The sequence below is a fragment of the Bartonella rattimassiliensis 15908 genome (assembly GCF_000278215.1).
In the GTDB taxonomy this organism is placed as follows: Bacteria; Pseudomonadota; Alphaproteobacteria; order Rhizobiales; family Rhizobiaceae; genus Bartonella; species Bartonella rattimassiliensis.
The window spans coordinates 192,732-212,332 of the sequence record NZ_JH725064.1; the positions used below are offsets into that span (position 1 = coordinate 192,732).

General features: G+C 38.6%; 13 protein-coding genes. 7 read left to right on the forward strand and 6 right to left on the reverse strand.

What is annotated here, in order from left to right:
- Positions 1-12 precede the first annotated feature (12 nt).
- The 4 genes from MCY_RS00755 to MCY_RS00770 form a co-directional block, all read right to left on the reverse strand.
- Positions 13-924, reverse strand: a complete 912-nt coding sequence (locus MCY_RS00755) for a F0F1 ATP synthase subunit gamma (protein ID WP_007346454.1) — start codon at positions 922-924, stop codon at positions 13-15.
- Between the two features lie 20 nt (positions 925-944).
- Complete coding sequence (atpA, locus tag MCY_RS00760) at positions 945-2,480, reverse strand: F0F1 ATP synthase subunit alpha (RefSeq protein ID WP_007346455.1); 1,536 nt, start codon at positions 2,478-2,480, stop codon at positions 945-947.
- Entirely contained in the window at positions 2,480-3,064 is a 585-nt protein-coding gene (gene atpH / locus MCY_RS00765) for an ATP synthase F1 subunit delta (RefSeq protein ID WP_007346456.1), read from the reverse strand. Before atpH ends, atpA begins: the two co-directional genes overlap by 1 nt.
- A gap of 757 nt (positions 3,065-3,821) precedes the next feature.
- Positions 3,822-6,038: a primosomal protein N' gene (locus MCY_RS00770; protein ID WP_007346457.1), complete on the reverse strand. Its 2,217-nt coding sequence runs from the start codon at positions 6,036-6,038 to the stop codon at positions 3,822-3,824.
- 2,156 nt (positions 6,039-8,194) lie between these two features.
- Here MCY_RS00770 and fsa point away from each other — a divergent pair.
- Positions 8,195-8,848, forward strand: a complete 654-nt coding sequence (fsa, locus tag MCY_RS00775; protein ID WP_007346458.1) for a fructose-6-phosphate aldolase — start codon at positions 8,195-8,197, stop codon at positions 8,846-8,848.
- A 2-nt stretch (positions 8,849-8,850) separates the two neighbouring features.
- On the opposite strand, the gene MCY_RS00780 is transcribed toward fsa, so the two are convergent.
- Entirely contained in the window at positions 8,851-9,453 is a 603-nt protein-coding gene (locus tag MCY_RS00780; protein WP_007346459.1) for an LPS assembly lipoprotein LptE, read from the reverse strand.
- A complete protein-coding gene (gene leuS, locus MCY_RS00785; protein WP_007346460.1) occupies positions 9,440-12,082 on the reverse strand; it encodes a leucine--tRNA ligase in 2,643 nt (880 codons plus the stop codon). The genes MCY_RS00780 and leuS overlap by 14 nt, the downstream gene beginning before the upstream one ends.
- A 166-nt stretch (positions 12,083-12,248) precedes the next feature.
- Here leuS and MCY_RS00790 point away from each other — a divergent pair, with 166 nt between their 5' ends.
- The 6 genes from MCY_RS00790 to MCY_RS10275 all read left to right on the forward strand — a co-directional run bounded on the left by MCY_RS00790 (position 12,249) and on the right by MCY_RS10275 (position 19,598).
- Positions 12,249-12,938, forward strand: coding sequence for a YggS family pyridoxal phosphate-dependent enzyme (locus MCY_RS00790; RefSeq protein WP_007346461.1), 690 nt, complete (start codon positions 12,249-12,251; stop codon positions 12,936-12,938).
- A 1,538-nt stretch (positions 12,939-14,476) separates the two neighbouring features.
- Complete coding sequence (acs, locus tag MCY_RS00795; RefSeq protein ID WP_007346462.1) at positions 14,477-16,420, forward strand: acetate--CoA ligase; 1,944 nt, start codon at positions 14,477-14,479, stop codon at positions 16,418-16,420.
- A gap of 495 nt (positions 16,421-16,915) precedes the next feature.
- On the forward strand, positions 16,916-17,575 hold the full coding sequence (ftsE, locus tag MCY_RS00800) for a cell division ATP-binding protein FtsE (RefSeq protein ID WP_007346463.1): 660 nt from the start codon (positions 16,916-16,918) through the stop codon (positions 17,573-17,575).
- The gene (locus MCY_RS00805) at positions 17,568-18,521 is read left to right on the forward strand and encodes a cell division protein FtsX (protein WP_007346464.1); all 954 of its coding nucleotides are present in this window, start codon (positions 17,568-17,570) and stop codon (positions 18,519-18,521) included. Before ftsE ends, MCY_RS00805 begins: the two co-directional genes overlap by 8 nt.
- Positions 18,508-19,191 carry a YdcF family protein gene (locus tag MCY_RS00810; RefSeq protein ID WP_007346465.1) on the forward strand — a complete coding sequence of 228 codons (684 nt, stop codon included), beginning with the start codon at positions 18,508-18,510 and terminating at the stop codon, positions 19,189-19,191. Before MCY_RS00805 ends, MCY_RS00810 begins: the two co-directional genes overlap by 14 nt.
- A 110-nt stretch (positions 19,192-19,301) precedes the next feature.
- Positions 19,302-19,598 (forward strand): hypothetical protein, encoded by a 297-nt coding sequence (locus MCY_RS10275; RefSeq protein ID WP_019224250.1) that lies wholly within the window; start codon positions 19,302-19,304, stop codon positions 19,596-19,598.
- The last annotated feature ends 3 nt before the right edge of the window (positions 19,599-19,601 follow it).

Consider the following 19,601-nt stretch of genomic DNA (forward strand, 5'->3'; position numbering starts at 1 on the left):
TACCTTTTCCATTTAAAGCGCTTCAGCGCCCGCAATAATTTCGATTAATTCTGTCGTAATCTGCGCCTGACGTTGACGATTATAAGCCACCGTCAATTTATCAATCATTTCACCGGCATTTCGTGATGCATTGTCCATAGCTGTCATCTTTGCCCCCATTTCACCAGCAACATTTTCCAACAAAGCCCGAAAGATTTGCACCGAAAGATTGCGTGGCACAAGTGTCTCTAAAAGAGAAGCAGCATCAGGTTCATACTCATAAACTACCGATTGTGAATCTGTGCTATGATCGGCTTTCTCCACGACATCTATTGTTTTATCAGCGGCTTTTGGAGCAACCATTGGAATCAAATCAAAAGCTGTTGGGCGCTGATTAATGACGGAAACAAATTCAGAATAAAACAGTGTACAGATATCGAAAGCACCTTCATTGAATAAATCGACAATTCGTTGACTAATCATCACTGCCTCTGCAAAACCAACACGCTTTACAGCATGCAAATCGATGTGATCGATTATCAAATTTTTGTAATCACGCGATAAAATATCCGCACCTTTTTTGCCTACGGTAATAATTCTCACTATTTTACCGGCTGCCAACAGAGCTTTAATCTGTCCACGTACGCGACGAGCGATTTGTACATTAAAAGCACCACACAAGCCGCGCTCAGCCGTACACACCACCAAGAGATGCACATCATCTCGCCCTGTACCACGCATAAGCGCAGGCGCATCAGCAGCCTCCACATCAGCAGCAACACTAGTTAAAATATCAGCCATTTTCTTGGCATAAGGTCGTGCAGACTGCGCAGCCTCTTGCGCACGATGCAACCTTGCTGCTGCAACCATTTGCATAGCTTTGGTGATCTTTTGTGTTGCTTTAACCGAAGCGATACGGTCTCTAAGATCCTTTAATGAGGCCATTGAAGCATTCCATCAATTCATCACGAAAAATTTTTCGCATAAGTGTTAAGAACTGTCATCAACTTATCTTTCAGCTCATCTGTTATCTGCTTTTGTTCAGCAATTGCATTTAAAAGATCTTGGTAATCACTACGCAAAAGCACCAAAAGTCCCTGTTCAAACCGCGCGACATCAGAAACTTCCAAAGAATCAAGATAGCCATTTACACCTGCGAAAATAACAACCACCTGTTCTTCTGTTTTCAGTGGAGAAAACTGTGGCTGCTTCAAAAGCTCTGTCAAGCGCGCTCCGCGATTCAACAGACGCTGGGTTGACGCATCCAAATCAGAGCCAAACTGCGCAAAAGCAGCCATTTCACGATATTGTGCCAATTCACCTTTAATCGAGCCAGCCACCTGCTTCATTGCCTTAATTTGTGCTGCAGAACCAACACGCGATACAGAAAGACCAACATTTACAGCAGGACGAATTCCTTGATAAAATAAATTAGTCTCTAGGAAAATTTGCCCATCGGTAATCGAAATCACATTGGTAGGAATATAGGCTGAAACATCATTTGCTTGCGTTTCAATAACCGGCAAGGCTGTCAACGACCCCGATCCATTTTCCGCATTCAACTTTGCAGCCCGCTCTAAAAGACGAGAATGAAGATAGAAAACATCTCCCGGATAAGCTTCACGACCTGGAGGACGACGCAACAAAAGAGACATTTGGCGATAAGCCACGGCCTGTTTTGACAAATCATCATAACCGATCAAAGCATGTTGCCCATTATCACGAAAATATTCACCCATAGCACATCCTGCAAGAGGTGCAATAAATTGCAATGGCGCTGGATCAGAAGCTGTTGCCGCAACGATAATAGAATATTCCAGTGCGCCGCGCTCTTCCAAAACTTTAACGAATTGCGCCACCGTGGAGCGTTTTTGACCGATAGCTACATAAATACAATAAACTTTGTCCTGTTCTCGTCCAGCTTCTTTTTCATGAAAAGATTTTTGATTTAAAAATGTATCGAGCAAAATCGCTGTTTTTCCTGTTTGGCGATCACCAATCACTAATTCACGCTGCCCCCTCCCAATGGGGATGAGTGCATCAATTGCTTTTAATCCGGTTGACATCGGTTCATGTACAGACTGACGTGGAATAATCCCCGGCGCCTTAACATCGACACGACGACGTTCTGTTGCCTTAAGAGGTCCCTTACCATCTATAGGGTTTCCAAGTGCATCGACTACACGCCCAAGCAAAGCAGGTCCTACAGGAACATCAACAATAGCGCCCAATCGCTTTACACAATCCCCTTCACGAATATCGCGATCTGAGCCAAAAATGACCACACCAACATTATCAACTTCCAAATTGAGAGCCATACCACGCACACCATTTGGAAAAACAACCATTTCCCCTGCTTGGACATTATCCAAACCATAAACGCGAGCGATGCCATCTCCCACAGAGAGGACCCAACCAATTTCTGAAACCTCAGCCTTTTGGTCGAAGTTTTTGATTTGTTCTTTTAGAATTTTTGAAATTTCAGATGGTCTAATATCCATCAGCTGACCTCTTTTTTCAATGCAAGCTTAAGCGAAGATAATTTTGTTAGAAGAGACGTATCAATTTGAAACGCCCCCACACGAATGATTAATCCACCAAGAATTGTTGGATCCACAATGATATGTAGAAAGGCTTTTCCCCCAACAACACCTTCCAAAGCCTTACACAACTCTTGTCTTTGTTGAGAACTCAGTGGGCGCGCAGAAACAATTTGCGCTGTAACTTGGCTACGAGCGCGTGCAACACAACGCTGAAAAGCATGTAAAATACCAACGACGGCATTAAGCCTACGATTTGCTGCGACAACGCGGAAAAAATCCCCAATAATCTGCCCTGCGTTTTCATCAGCAAAGTTGATGTTTTCACAAACAGATCGCATCATCTTAATTTGCTCTTTGACTGAAAAGAACGGACTGAGCACGAAGCGTTTTAAATCCTCATTTTGCTCTAAGACAAATAAAAAATCTTCCACTGCCTTTTCAACCTCTTCAACGTTTCCTGATTCTTGAACGCAATCAAAAAGTGCTTGCGCATAACGTTGATCTACCAACGGCAGTGGTATGAGAGAAAATGAATCTGACACGAAATACCGCCTCTTTCTCTTGAGCGATTCTCTGATAGTTATCAGATGATAATGAAACAGATATCCTCAATCTTAAGAATCTTTTTCTTAAAACCTAGAACAAAAACCATTTGGCTTCTAGCATAGACACGATCGACTCGCAACACCACAAATCGCTGCTTTCTAAAAATTTTAAATAAAATATTCAAAATATTTTTGAAAAAGGTTTTTTTGGATTCTCAGGATAGCATCATGTTTTTTTATGCCTCTTTTTGACACTTTCGGAGAGATTTTTTCACTCTCTATATTTTGCTTAAAACGCTCTTTCTCTTCCTCTCAAAACAATTCTTCCTCACTATCAAAAATTCCCCCTTATCGCCACAAGAGCTTTCACGAAAAACAAAAAGCAACTGTAAACCAACACCATCACAAACTTTACCAACTCTTAAATATTGCGATAACTCTTAGTACTTGAGACGAGTCATTAGAGGCATTTTAACTCCTTTTTTATCGTATTTTACCCACAAGCCAATCCCACTTATGCTACATCAGAGCATAATTTTGATTGATTCAACATACACAGATTTTAAATAAAAGGATCCTATAGTATTGAGAGACCTAATTTAAATTGAATAATGATAAATTATTGATATAAATCAATGCATTATATCTTTACGAAATGCATGTGCATAATATCCTACTGCTTAATTCTTATTCTAAAAATATAATAACTAAAATAAAAATACCTTCAGCAAAGATCCTTCTACAATACTAATTTTTAGAAAAAGCTTTGCGGATCAATATCAATTTGAACCCGAACAGAATTGGGCATTTTGGGTGTACCGCTAAGCATTGCACGTATAAATCCTTGTATATCAAAAGAGCGTTGTCCTTGCAGCAAAAGTCGAAAACGATAACGCCCCCGAACCAAAGCCAAAGGCGCTTCTGCTGGTCCCATAACAGAGATATTTTTTTCGCGTGGTGCTGCTTGACGCAATGCCCGTGCATAATGTTCTGCTTCTTGGCGCTGTTGTGCAGAGACAATCAAAGAGGCAAGCCGCCCATAGGGAGGCAAATGATAATGCTGACGTGCTGCAATCTCACGTGTGTAAAAGTCTTCTGGTTTGCATGAAAGTAAGGCTTTTATGACCGGATGATCTGGTTGATAGGTTTGCAATAATCCTAAACTTTTCAATCCCACACGTCCTGCTCTTCCGGTAACTTGAGAAAGCAGTTGAAATGTACGTTCACTTGCGCGCAAATCACCATTGGCAAGACCAAGATCGGCATCAATAACGCCAACCAAAGAGAGCTTGGGAAAATGATGTCCTTTAGCGACCAACTGCGTTCCAATAATAATGTCCACATCGCCATTTGCAATGGCTTGTAATTCGCTTCGCAATTGCCCAATTCCCCCTTTGAGATCGGTTGAAAGAATTAATGATCGGGCCTGTGGAAAAAGCATTTGTGTTTCTTCTGCAATTCTTTCCACACCCGGTCCGCACGCTACGAGATGATCTAATGTCCCACATTCGGGACATGCCTCGGGAAGTGGCTGATGATATCCACAATGGTGACATTTCAGTTTCCCTTGCACGCGGTGTTCTACCAACCAACTAGAACAATCGGTACAATGAAAACGATGTCCACAAACTCGACATAAAGTTAAAGGTGCATAACCACGACGATTAAGAAAAAGAAGAGCTTGTTCGCCCTTATCAAGAGTTTGTTTTAAAGCCGTTTCCAGAGAAAAGGAAATAAAGCGTCCCTTTTGCACCCCTCCTTGGCGCATATCAATCACCCGCAATTGTGGCAGTGCTACTTCTTTAAAACGGGATGGTAAAGACAGCTTTTGATAACGTCCTTTTAAAACATTGGCTTGACTTTCAATCGACGGTGTTGCTGAAGATAAAATAACAGGAAAATGCTCAAAAGAGCCCCGTGCAACAGCCATATCACGCGCATGATAAAAAATGCGCTCTTCTTGTTTATACGCGCTATCATGTTCTTCATCGACAACAATCAAGCCAAGTTCATGAAAGGGAAGAAAAAGCGCCGACCGAGCCCCCGCAACGACACGCACCCGCCCTTCTGAAACTTGCCGCCAAACGCGTTCTCTACGACGCGGTGTCAAATCGGAATGCCATTCTGCCGCAAAAGCGCCAAAGCGTGCATAAAAACGATCTAAGAACTGCTGTGTTAAAGCGATCTCTGGCAATAAAATTAAAACCTGCTTACCCCCTTTGAAAGCTTGAGCAACTGCCTCATAATAAACTTCTGTTTTTCCTGATCCCGTAACACCATCAAGCAAAAAAACTTGAAACTGAGAAGATAAAACGCCTTCCCGCAACAATGTTGCTGCTTCATTTTGCGCTCCTTGCAATTGCGGGGGGCAAAAATCAGGATCAGGCATTGCCACAAGATCAGGAGCAGGAATCATAACATCTTCAAAAACCCCTAGCGCTTTTAACCCCTCAACAACAGAAACCGCAGTTCCCGCTGCATTCGCAAGACCAGAACGTGTCCATACCTTCTCATTGTGCACCAATTCCAAAACCCTTGATCGCGCTGATGTTAGACGTTCTACATTGCCACCACAATATCGCAATCCCAACATCTGTGCTTCCGGCTCTAAAGCAGCTGGTACAGACAAAATCAATCGTGCAACAAGGCCCAAAGGTGTCATTGTATAGCGACTAACAAAACGCAAAAATGTGATCATTTCTACCTTTAATGGGGGGCAGTCAAAAACATGAAGAAGAGAGCGTAATTTTTCACGCGCCACCGGGATAATTCCTTGCCCATTCGCTGTATTTTCTCCAACATCCACAACAAAACCGCAAACTTCGCGTCCCATCACCGGAACCCGAACAAAAGAACCAACATTCACCTCCATAGAAGATGGAACTTTATAACTATAAGCGTGAGAAACAGGAAGAGGAACCAATACGGATACAATCTTTTCCTCTATCGTTTTTGAATCGATCTTGTTCACCAATCTACAACCCCTGAGCACCAACAAATCTATACTTTATCATTAAACACTCTTATAAAATTCATTGTAGGATTCAATTTTTCCCCCTATCACAAACTTTTCGCACCAAAATTCTTTTTAACACTCATTTCATCACCAAAGCACCAACAAAGGAAGCAATATCATCCGCTATAGCGAAAAAACAGTGTCATTCTCTCATGCAAATAAAACCCATCACTATAAGTATTCAACATGATATCGTAAGTACTCCCCTTCGACAAAGCTATCCCATATCGTAACTTCTTCCCGAACCACACATATTTTTATTATTTACTGCACCATGTCTCAATTTATTCTTAATATACTGATTTATAAATATAAATTATTATTTTACATAGTGTAATAAAAGCACTTCAATACGATAAATTTTTTTCATTTCAAACGTATCAAAAAACATTTATAAATCTCTAGATGAAAGAGTGTCTCATATTTTTGATTGCAAGTAAAATAATAGTACAAATAGACTCACCGCAATATTCATCTTAGCTTCATGCTAAAGCATGAAATAATACTTACATCTTCAGCTTGGTTGGGAATAAACAACAATACAAGCAGCAGAAAAGCGTATTGTTGAAGAATTTGTGCCACAGATTTTTATTTTCAAAAAATTTTCCAATAAAGTTTCTAAACATTCAACGCTATTTTAGCTCACTTTTCACATCATCTTATGGTGTCTCCAACGACCACAAACCTCAATGATCATTAGCCATTGAATGCTTCCTCACATCTCAAAAATGAAGATTCTTCACCCCATCAATCTGTCAACAATGCTCTGCAAATGATGTCTTATAAACAATCCAGCATCCTAAACAGGCTTACAGCCTCTTCATGGAGTTTATATTTCTCCCTAAAATGATCCCCTTTCATGTAATACAGCTCCCTTCTCTAAATATTCATCACACTCTCATAAAAACCAAAACTCTCTTCGCAACGGAAATTGTGAGAAATATAACAACAAAGCCCTCTATAAATCATATAAAAATTTATAGATCACCACCATCTTTACGCTTCACAAAAGAGCAAGCCAAACACCATCACACACTTTGCCAGCTTCTAATGTCTCAACAATCCTTGACTCTCGAGACAATTCATAAGAAGCATCTTTAGTACTTTCTTAAATGTTTATTATCCACATTTCTGCCCTTAATTTATGAAGTGCAAACAAGCGATTTTGATTGATTCAATTTAAGAACTTCAACATAAGTAAAATATATGCTGAGGAAATCTTATTATCTCCGACATTATATTCAAGTTGAAAAGAGATTATTTATCATTATAAATCAATGCATTGATCATAAAAATACCTCACGCATAAAATTTTACAAGCCTTCTTCACTGGTGTTTTCCGACCCCATAAATCCAACAACCGAATAAATCTATTCGCTTACACGTTACAAGCGAATTAAATGTAAACCCCATGAGAAAAGAAGATATCTTAGTGAACACTCTCAAATATTAAAAATAATCGCAAATGGAAAGTGAGAAACATAATGTGAGAATGCTAGCTTATTTCCAGCAATAAAAGATACTGCTACGCAATAAGCCCTATGCCTTTTATGCGCAACGCATTGATTTACAAAAATAAATAGTCTCCTTTCAACTTGAATCAAAACTCTGAATAGGGTAAAAGTTTTTCATTGTACCCCTTTCATATTGAATCAATTGAAATCACTTGCTTATAACGTCAAAGGCAAGGCTTACGTGGAAGTAAAAACACGACAAAAAAGCAGTTAAAATGCCTTTTATGAAGAGTTTCGATTGCTAAGGACTGTAGAAATACCTAAGAACGAACAAAATGTGTTATGATATTTAGCTTGTTCTTCATAAGCATAAAAATGGTGGTAATTTGTAAATTTTATATTATTGATGAAGTTTTATATCACTCATGGGGGGGGTATCGTTATGCCCGTCACACGCAACATCATAAAAGGGACATTGAAACAATAAGAGATATGTCTTTACAGAAAGCGGGAGCATAATAACGCTATAGAGTTATTATTATTTATACAGATATTCATTCTGCCTCTTGCTTTTGCAAGCAACCATAGCGCATAACAAAAAAATAAAACAAAATGTGAAAAGTTTTGCATAAAACAATTAAAAAGAAGAGGTCAGATATGAAGTTTTTTGTGGATAGCGCCAATATTGAAGAAATCCAAGAGTTACAGAATTTAAGCCTTGTTGATGGTGTTACCACCAATCCTTCTCTCATCCTAAAATCAGGACGCAATATTCTTGATGTTACAAAAGAAATTTGTGCTCTTGTTAACGGACCTGTTTCTGCTGAAGTTGCTGCAACTCAATTTGAAGACATGATGAAAGAAGCATCTGTTTTAGCAAAGGTTGCCGACAATATTTGTATCAAACTTCCTTTAACACTTGATGGATTAAAAGCCTGTAAAGCCCTTACAGCAGAAGGACTAAAAACAAATCTCACACTTTGTTTTTCTGCCAATCAGGCCTTATTAGCTGCCAAAGCAGGCGCAACATTCGTTTCACCTTTTATTGGTAGACTTGATGATTGCGGAAATAATGGCTGTGAACTGCTTCATGAAATTCGCACAATTTATGATAACTATAACTTTGAAACACGAATTTTGGCTGCTTCAATCCGCACCGTTAATCATGTCAAAGAAGCAGCCCTAAGCGGTGCTGACGTTGCAACAATTCCACCAACAGTCTTAAAAGCACTCGTCCAACATCCTCTCACCGATAAAGGATTGCAAATATTTCTCAACGACTGGAAAAAAACAGGACAAAATATTGCTTAATATCAAGAGACTTTATTGGCCAGATCTTTTGAAAGTAACAAAAAAATCTGTTCAGCCAACTCTTCTGCAACCCGTTTTTTTGCATCTTCTTCTGCTTGCATCGTTGCATATTCTTGACGAAGTCGGTCAAAAGATGCGTTCAATGTTGCTGTTCCTTTTGCAACAAAAGCATTTTTCATATCTTGCAAGGTATAAGAAGCTCTGCTCATAACAGTTCCAACAGAAGGGCGTCCCTTTCGTTTTTTCTTGAAATCAACCTCTATCTGCATAGATTCCCTTGTAAATACGGATATCTGCAATGTCAATCGATAAGCTGGCGCGGAAGGTTTACTATCATTTCCATACAAAAGAAACAGCAGATGATTGCGCACTATTTGACCAAAATGATCTGCAGGTTCTTCCACAACAATAGAAGCAAGCTTTGCTGCCAGTCCTGAAGAATTTGGTTCAGAAGGGGCTTCAGAAACAGACTCCCTATAAGAAGCAGAATGCATTGCTCTTAAACTCTGTAACTCTTGACGATAAAGTGGTTCAACTTTGCATCCACACAACAATGTGAACATCCCAGCTAAAACGACAAAAATAAAACTTTTAAAAAACGACATTCACAATCCTTTTTGGAACAACAATGATTTTTTTCACAGACTTTTCAACCAGCTGCACCTGTACAAAATCTAAAGCCAAAACCGCTTCTTTAATCATCGTTTCATTTGCTCCTGCTGCAACAGTCACCTCACCACGTTTTTTGCCATTAATTTGTACCGGCAAAGTATAGCTTTCTTCAATGATTAATTTGGGATCATAAACAGGCCAAGCAAGCACAGACATTAAAGTTTTTTCCCCTAAAGCAGCATGACATTCTTCTGCTAAATGAGGCATCATTGGTGCAATCATAGCCAGAAAAAAATCCATGGCCTGCCGTAAAGAAGCTTTCATTTCATTGTCAACATTTGCTATCCTGTTTAGCAACGGCGCCATAATATTCAAGAATTCATAAAGGCGTGCAATTGCGCGATTAAAAGCGAATTTTTCCAAATCATCTTCTACAGCGCAAAGCATGCGATGGGCTACTTTTGAGAGTTCCAAAGCTGCCCCCTGCTGCCCTGCACAGGGCACCACATTCTTTAAAACAGGGGCACTCACCGCCACACAACGCCAAACACGCTGTACAAAACGATGTGCACCTTCAACACCAGATTCTGTCCAGATGACATCTCTTTCAGGAGGAGAATCTGATAACACAAACCAGCGCACAGTATCAGCGCCATAGGATGCAATAATATCATCAGGATCAACGACATTTTTTTTTGATTTTGACATTTTCTCAATCAAACCAATCGTTACTTCACTTTGATCGGCTATCTTATAAGCCTTACGCTTTCCCTCTTTTTCAACAATCGAAATTTCTGCTGGAGAAACCCACCCCTGATCATCCCGATAGGTTTCATGCACCACCATCCCTTGCGTAAAAAGCCCCTTAAAAGGCTCATCAACTGCCACATGACCGACCAATTTCATAGCACGCATAAAAAAGCGCGCATAAAGAAGATGCAAAATCGCGTGCTCAATTCCACCAATATACTGTTGCACAGGCAACCATTCAGCTATTGCTTGTTTGTCAACCGGTTCCGATGCCAAAGGAGCGGTAAAGCGAGCATAATACCAAGAAGAGTCAACAAATGTGTCCATTGTATCGGTTTCACGTTTGGCTGGTTGACCACAGGAAGGACAAGTAACATTCTGCCATGTTTCATGGCGCGCAAGAGGATTTCCCGGTTGATCAAAAGTAACATCATCAGGCAACACAACAGGTAAATCGTCGCGCGGCACTGGAACGACTCCACAAGTTATACAATGGATCATCGGAATGGGGCATCCCCAATAACGTTGACGAGAAATCCCCCAATCACGCAATCGAAATTGCACCGTTTTTTTCGCTTGTGGTTGCCCCTTGAGCATTTGTTTTTCAAGCCTTTCAGCGGCTTCTTCAACAGCTTTTTGGGATGTCAAACCATCTAAAAAGCTGGAATTGATCATCACACCATCACCCGTATAAGGTGTTTTAGTAATAACAAAATCTTTTTCTTGCATCCCTCGTGGTAAAACCACTGGTTTTATCGGAAGATCATATTTACGTGCAAAATCGAAATCTCTCTGATCATGAGCCGGACAACCAAAAACAACTCCTGTTCCATAATCCATAAGCACAAAATTAGCAACATAAACGGGAATATGCATCGTTGAATCAAAAGGATGCACCGCCAAAAGGGGCGTAAGAAATCCTTGTTTTTCAGCTGTTTCAAGTGCTACCGTTGTCGTTGCACCCCACCGACAATTTTCGATAAAATCACTCAACGCTTTATCTTTTTTTGCCAAAGCTTGTGCAATAGGATGATCAACAGACAGAGCTAAAAAAGAGGCACCAAAAAGTGTATCAGGACGCGTTGAATAACAAACAACTTCATCAAATTTATCACAAATATCATCAGCATCACCAGCCGATTTTAAAGCCCAACGAATCAGCAAACCTTGTGATTTTCCAATCCAATTTTTTTGCATAGTGCGAACTTTTTCCGGCCATTGGTTCAACTCTTCAAGCCCAGCCAAGAGATTTTCACTAAAATTGCTAATTTTGAAAAACCACTGCGTCAACTCACGTTGTTCAACCAACGCACCAGAACGCCATCCCCGTCCATCAACAACCTGTTCATTAGCCAAAACAGTATGATCAACTGGATCCCAATTAACTTTCGCTACTTTACGCGCTACCAACCCCTTTTGATAAAAATCAAGGAACAGTATTTGTTGGCGATGATAATATTCCACATCACAAGTTGCAAATTCACGCGCCCAATCCAAGGAAAGCCCTAATCTTTTTAATTGGCTACGCATCACAGCAATATTTTGATAGGTCCAAGCTTTAGGATGCACTTTACTTTGCAAAGCAGCATTTTCAGCCGGCATACCAAAAGCATCCCACCCCATAGGATGAAGCACATTAAATCCCTTTGCGCGTTTATAGCGTGCAACCACATCTCCCATTGCATAATTGCGCACATGCCCCATATGAATGCGGCCTGACGGATAAGGAAACATCTCTAAAACATAATATTTTTCACGACAATCTTCTTGGGAAATCTGAAAAATTTTCTTTTCATCCCAAATTTTTTGCCATTTTTCTTCTCTCGCACGTGGATTATAGCGTTCGCCTATATTATCATGTTCAATCGTCATTCCCATTATACTCTTTTAATAAAACTGAACTCAAAAACTTATTTTATTATGCTTGACCATGGATTAATCTTACCGTCAACATTTTCGTGAAATATTTCCCTAAGTATTTTATAAAACTTTTACAAAAACGACCAACTCTTAAACAAAAACGGTAAAGCACAAACATATGAATACACACATGCTCCTCCATAACCCTTCCATTGAAGCATGGCAAACGCTTCAAAAAGATATTGCAGCAATATGCCAAGAGATACAACGCCCCGTAGAAGAAATTGAACTTATCGCTGTTTCAAAAACTGTTTCCGCCGCTGATATACGTCCTCTTTTGCAAGCAGGTCAATCCTTGTTTGCAGAAAACCGCGTGCAAGAAGCAGCACAAAAATGGCCTGATTTACGTCAACAATTTGAAAATATAAAACTTCATCTTATCGGTCCCTTACAATCAAACAAAACAGCACAAGCCGTCAAAATTTTTGATGTCATTCAAACGGTTGATCGCGAAAAAATAGCCAAAATTTTGGCGGAAGAAATGCAAAAACAGAAAAGACATCTTCCTTGTTATGTACAAGTCAACATTGGGTTAGAGCCTCAAAAAAGTGGTGTAACACCACAAGAAGTGATCCCCTTTGTTTCTCAATGCAAAAACGCCTATGGACTCGATATTATCGGTCTTATGGGGATTGCACCTATTCAAGAAAATCCCGGCCCTTATTTTGCATTGTTAGCAAAATTAGCAAAACAAGCAGAACTACAAAAACTTTCTATGGGCATGTCCAATGACTTCAAAATTGCCTTACAATTTGGTTCTAACACCCTTCGTATTGGCACTGCTTTATTTGGAAAACGCCCTGTTTAAACCTATGTCCATTGAGAATCCACATTTCAACATCACAAAAATCAAATAAAAAGGTAGCAAAATGCTCACGTATAATTCCCCGTATACAAAAAAATCCTGCTCTTCCTTTGCATTTAAGTTAAAGTGAGAAGGATAAATTGTAATTGTACATGAAAAACACAAAGTATTTCGAAATAAATAATCACAGAAATAACACGACGGTTATTGCGATCATTTTCATTAAAAAGTAAGTTCTATCGACCTCTCTGATATGAGCATCCCACACTTCAATATAGTCAAGCAAAAAGGAAAAACTTATGAACAGCAAATACGATATCCAATAATGTAAGTAATCTACTAAGCTAAATATATCCTGTACCCGAGCAAACATACAAAATCGTACTAGAGAGCATGTACCATCACAAAAACAACATTGTATAGAGACTTTTCTATGCTCTACAAACTATGCTCTACAAAGCGTACAATATGGTCTATATTCACCTAAAAAATTAAAAACAACTCCCGTACATGTAGATATAACATATACGTACAAAATAATGCCACAAAACTGATTTTAAAAATGGTATAACTATATTTTCTTCTGTTTCTTATTAATCAACAGAATAATAACAACTTTTCAGATAAATGACTTTTTTATTTTAAGTTTTTATTAAGAATATAATAAGTAATAAATTTTTTAAAATTTACAAACATTATAATATTATTAAGAGTAATTATTTTTCATAAAATATATATTTATTATTTATAAATTATTTTTATTATAATACTGTTTAAATAATATCTGATATTTCTTTAAATCATATACTAATCATTTGAAATATACATAAAAGCAAAAATTATAGATTTTATTCATTCGATCATTAGCTAACAAGGCATTCTTTTGATCATTTGCATAATTTAGAACCTATTCATGGAAATGCATGTAGCGTTAGCAGTTTTTGTTGCTAACATGATTTTACCAACTCTCAGCTAGAAAGTTAGGGATGACTAACAGATGCAGCAGGATGAGCTCTATTTAGAGAACTAGGAGATATTCTTTTAGGTTACTCTCTATAGATTTAGGAGGAGGACACATTGAAGGTGCTATTGTGAGCTTTGGACATTCAGCTTAGCATTGTTGGTTCTAATTTATAGAAGATAACCATAAAGATATCTCTGAAATTAAATGATTTTGTAAATATATTCGAAAAAATATGCTAAAATTAAATATCTACATCTATAGATAAAACAGTTTTCAGAAATATCTATTATAAATCATATCTTCTAATCAGGATTTTTTTTTATAATGAATATTCATTATGAAATTATAAGAATTTTTTTAAAGCTCTGTACTCTAATAAGCTCCATTTTAATATCCTAAATAAACATAAAATACTTTCTTTAAGACAATAATATCAGATTTTTAAAATTGACTATTCTAAGCTTTGTAATTTAGTCTAACCTCACAATGAAAAGCTTTTGGGAACATGCTGCACAAAATATAAACATAAAAAATACAGCGGCAGATCTTTCTAAACAATAAAATAAAAGAGGGAAACATGACTGAGAAAATTTATTCGATATCGGAAGAGATCAAGAAAAATGCTTTGCTTGATGAGGAAACTTATGAAAAATGGTATCAAGAAAGTATCAATGATCCAGAAAACTTCTGGGCAAAACATGGTCAACGCATTGAATGGTTTAAACCCTATACAAAAGTAAAAAACACTTCCTTTAACGGTGATGTATCAATTCGATGGTACGAGGATGGGACAACAAATGTTGCCTATAACTGCATTGATCGCCATTTAAAAAACCATGGCGATCGCATTGCACTTATTTGGGAAGGTGATAACCCCTATCATGATAAAAAAATAACCTATAATGAACTTTATGAACATGTTTGTCGTTTTGCCAATATTTTGAAAAGCCATGGCATTAAGAAAGGTGATAAAGTCACCATTTATCTTCCCATGATTCCGGAAGCAGCCTATGCTATGTTAGCGTGTTGCCGTATTGGTGCCATTCATTCAGTTATTTTCGCTGGCTTTTCTCCTGAAGCAATAGCAGGACGCCTTGTTGACTGTGAATCAACCTTCATCATTACTGCTGATCACGGCTTGCGTGGCGGCAAACAAATTAACTTAAAAGATAATATTGATCATGCTATTGAAATTGCTTCCCGCCAAAATGTGCATGTGGACCAAGTCATGGTTATCCAGCGAACTTGTGGACCAATTCACTGGATAGATGGACGTGATTTTTGGTACCACGAAGAAATAGCTCATACCCCAATAGACTGTCCACCAGAACAAATGAATGCTGAAGATCCGCTTTTCATACTTTATACTTCAGGCTCAACCGGCAAACCGAAAGGTGTTTTACATACCACAGCAGGCTATCTTGTCTTTGCATCAATGACCCACCAATATGTTTTCGATTACCACCTCGATGAAGTTTATTGGTGCACAGCTGATATTGGTTGGATAACCGGTCATTCTTACTTAGTTTATGGACCTTTATGTAATGGTGCAACCACTTTAATGTTTGAAGGCACCCCAACCTTTCCTGACCAGGGCAGATTTTGGGCAATTGTCGACAAACACAAAGTCAATACACTTTATACAGCACCAACAGCTATCCGCACCTTAATGGGAGCTGGAAATTCATTTGTTGAACGCTCGACAAGGACCTCCTTGCGTCTCTTAGGAACTGTAGGCGAGCCTATTAACCCAGAGGCATGGGAATGGTTTTATCATACGATTGGAAATGACCATTGCCCTATTCTCGATACATGGTGGCAAACAGAAACAGGCGGGCACATGATCACACCTTTACCCGGAGCAATACCCCTCAAAGCAGGATCAGCCACACGTCCTTTTTTTGGTGTTCAACCGCAAATTGTTGATGCCCAAGGTAATATTTTAGAAGATGAAGCAGAGGGCAATCTTTGTATCAGTGATTCATGGCCTGGGCAAATGCGTACCCTCTATAAGGATCATGAACGCTTTATTCAAACTTATTTTTCCTCTTACAAAGGGAAATATTTTTCAGGTGATGGCTGTAAGCGTGATAGTGATGGTTATTACTGGATTACAGGACGGGTTGATGACATTCTCAATGTTTCTGGACATCGGTTAGCAACCGCCGAAATTGAATCAGCTCTAGTTTCTCATCCCGCTGTTTCAGAAGCGGCTATTGTTGGTTACCCTCATCCTATTAAAGGGCAAGGAATTTATAGTTTTATCACCCTCATGGAAGGAACACATGCTAATGAAGCATTGCAAAAAGACATTATCAAGCATGTCAGAAAGGAAATAGGCCCCATCGCCACATTAGATAAAATTCAGTTTTCTCAGCAACTTCCGAAAACGCGATCAGGAAAAATTATGAGACGTATTCTACGAAAAATCGCCGAAAATGATTTTGACAATATCGGCGATATTTCAACCCTTTCCGAACCACAAGTCGTTGAAGATCTGATTGCCAATCGACAAAGTTAAAGAAACCACGACAAAATACACCATACGGTGATTTTTGTTTTTCTGCTAAAATTATCTCAGCATCGTTACGAAAATCACCGAATTATTACCAAAACCACCGATGATAATAAAAAACAAAACAGTTCATGAAAATCTCAACAACTCTAACAACAAGCGCTTTTATTCATAACAATAAAATAAGATAAAAGGGCCATCATAATTTTTTTATCGTTCAATGTCCACTCAATGCCAAAAAGCATCTGAGCAAGAAGGAAAAATAGTTCTGATGTTTATGCTAGAATCACTTTGAAATTCCTGCTAAAATCATAAATAAGTAAAAAAAGAAAGTATAAATGATAATATTCTTGAACAAGAATATTCATCTATAACGAAAGTGTATAAAAAATATTGAAGACAATAAAATCTAAACTAAACAAGTTTATAACAAGAACCTAAAGTGATGAAAGAATTCTTAGAATAAATGGTGCAAAATAAAATCAGGAGTAATAACAAAAAGTGATTCATTTTGAAAATGTCGGCCTGCGCTATGGAATGGGCCCTGAGGTCCTTCGTGATATTAGCTTTCATATTCCTACTGGGTCATTTCAGTTTCTCACGGGAGCCTCAGGAGCAGGTAAAACATCGTTGATGCGTCTGATGTTTTTAGCACTCAAACCAACGCGTGGTCACATTGATTTATTTGGAATGGATACGGCATTGCTTAAACGGCAAGAACTTCCAGCATTACGAAGACGTATCGGTGTTGTCTTTCAAGATTTTCGTCTCCTTGATCACATGACCACCTATGAAAATGTTTCTTTGCCTTTACGCATTAAAGGACAAGAAGAAATAACCTATCGTAGTGAAGTGGAAGATCTTCTCTGTTGGGTAGGCTTGGGAAATCATATTCATGTTTTACCGCCGGTTCTCTCTGGTGGAGAAAAACAAAGGGCCGCTATTGCCCGCGCACTCATTGATCAACCTGAAATTTTGCTTGCTGATGAACCAACAGGAAATGTTGATCCGCCCTTGGCAAAACGCCTCCTCCGTTTGTTTATTGAATTAAACCGTTTTGGAACGGCTGTTATCATTGCTACCCATGATATCACCTTAATGGAACAAGTTGCAGCGCGGCGCATGCTTCTCCATAACGGACGGATGACAATTCATGAATAAATTTTTCTCCATTTTTACCAGCAATAAAAAAAACACAACGGCGATTATTCCCAGTAGCAACATTTCTGGGCAAGCGCTGGTTACCGTGATCGCTATTATGACATTTCTCTCAAGTCTCACCTTAATTGGCGTTGATTTAGTTCAGCGTTCTGCCAAAAATTGGAGCAATCAAATTAGCTATGAAGCCACAATACAAATACGCCCCGTTGACAATGTTGATATCAATAAAGCACTTCATGATGCTGTCCAACTAGTTAAAACCTTTTCTGGTGTCCAAGATGCAAAAATTGTTGACCCAAAAGCCACCGAAAAGTTGCTGGAACCATGGCTTGGAACGGGTTTTAATTTGAATGAATTGCCCCTACCCCGCCTTATCATTGTCACTTTGAAAGAGGATGAAAAAATCAATTTTGCCGCCATCCATCATGCCATTAAAACTCAAATTCCAGGCGGTCAATTTGATGATCACCGTGTTTGGGTCCATCGTTTTGCGACCATGGCATACACCACTGTTTTCATTGGTTTTTCAATTTTAGTATTGGTTCTAAGCTCTCTCATCCTCACCATCATTTTTGCCACCCGCAATGCATTGGCAGAAAATGCCCATATTATTAATGTGTTATATTTTCTTGGTACTGAAACCCTTTTCATTGCGCGTCAATTTGATTGGTATTTTTTTAAAAACGCCCTTCGCGGTGCTTTATATGGTGGTCTCACAAGCATATTTCTGTTTTCAGCCTTTTGTCTCTGGACGAATTACAACCTCGGAAAAGCAGAAGCCAGCCAAATAACAGCTTTATTTGGCTATATTTCCATAAAGCTTATTCCCTATGGAAAAATCATTCTCCTTATTATTTTCGTTTCTTTTCTCACCACCCTTACAAACCGCATGACTATTTTAGCACAACTGAAAAAAATCGATCAATGTGAAAATGGTTTATTTTAATTTTATGGCTCACAACAGCTCTAACCTATTGATGCAAGACGATTTAGAGCGTTCTATTTCAAAACAGTCTCACTCTAATTGGTTTCCTCGCAGCTTATTTCGCTATTTTCCCCCCACAACACTTACTCTTGCAATCATTATTTTCATTTTTTGGGGGGGCTTTATTATTTTTTCTGAAAAAACCGAACGACTTTTCCCCCCAATGCCTCTCCCCAAAGCTGATGCCATCATCGTGCTTACAGGTGGAGAAAACCGAATAGAGACAGGACTTCATCTTTTACAAAAAGGGCTTGGTTCACGACTCTTCATCAGTGGTGTAAACACCACAACCAATCTGAAAAATTTCATGCATAACATGCATATTAATCCACGACTTGTCTCCTGTTGTATTGACATTGGGCATAAAGCAACTAACACCAGAGGGAATGCCAAAGAAAGCGCAGTTTGGATCAAAAAGCACCACTATAAAAGCCTTTATATCGTCACCCATGATTACCACATATGGCGCTCAATGCGTGAACTGAAATATTTAATGCCTGATATCCATTTTATTGCCTATCCTGTTAAAAAGAGCAAAGCTAAAAGCACAATACAACAGCTCAATCAAACCCGTATTCTTATATTCCAATATATTAAAACGCTCCAAGTCTATATTAAAACTATGTTCTGATCTTTACCTTTTTCTAACGTTAAAAAAAACTTACCATCAACTGACCGTTTCATAGCATTCTCTTTATTCACTTCACACAAGTATCCTCTACAGGGTTCATGATGAGGGAGATGAGAAACTTACTAGAACGATTAATCAGATGGTCTTTAAGACAAGATAGCAACCATACGATTGAGATTATAGAGATTAAGCGTGACGATGAATTAAAAGAGCTTACCACAACGGTTGATGAGATCTCGATACCATCAAAAGCAGAAAGTTCTAGACATACCATTGGAACAGCAGCAAGCAAACCTCAATCGGTATCTGGAGGACAAGGAAACTTATTCCCCCGTTCTGAGTTTTTTGATTTTGTCAAAGCCATTTTTTGGGATAGTTTTAAAATCACGGATTATTGGAGCATATGAGGG

Bases quoted from the DNA above. Each gene is read 5' to 3' on its own strand.
- leuS (WP_007346460.1), bottom strand. From the start codon at position 12,082: ATGACGATTGAACATGATAATATAGGCGAACGCTATAATCCACGTGCG.
- MCY_RS10275 (WP_019224250.1), top strand. From the start codon at position 19,302: ATGAGAAACTTACTAGAACGATTAATCAGATGGTCTTTAAGACAAGAT.
- MCY_RS00755 (WP_007346454.1), bottom strand. From the start codon at position 924: ATGGCCTCATTAAAGGATCTTAGAGACCGTATCGCTTCGGTTAAAGCA.
- MCY_RS00810 (WP_007346465.1), top strand. From the start codon at position 18,508: ATGGTTTATTTTAATTTTATGGCTCACAACAGCTCTAACCTATTGATG.
- fsa (WP_007346458.1), top strand. From the start codon at position 8,195: ATGAAGTTTTTTGTGGATAGCGCCAATATTGAAGAAATCCAAGAGTTA.
- atpA (WP_007346455.1), bottom strand. From the start codon at position 2,480: ATGGATATTAGACCATCTGAAATTTCAAAAATTCTAAAAGAACAAATC.
- MCY_RS00780 (WP_007346459.1), bottom strand. From the start codon at position 9,453: ATGTCGTTTTTTAAAAGTTTTATTTTTGTCGTTTTAGCTGGGATGTTC.
- MCY_RS00805 (WP_007346464.1), top strand. From the start codon at position 17,568: ATGAATAAATTTTTCTCCATTTTTACCAGCAATAAAAAAAACACAACG.
- MCY_RS00790 (WP_007346461.1), top strand. From the start codon at position 12,249: ATGAATACACACATGCTCCTCCATAACCCTTCCATTGAAGCATGGCAA.
- acs (WP_007346462.1), top strand. From the start codon at position 14,477: ATGACTGAGAAAATTTATTCGATATCGGAAGAGATCAAGAAAAATGCT.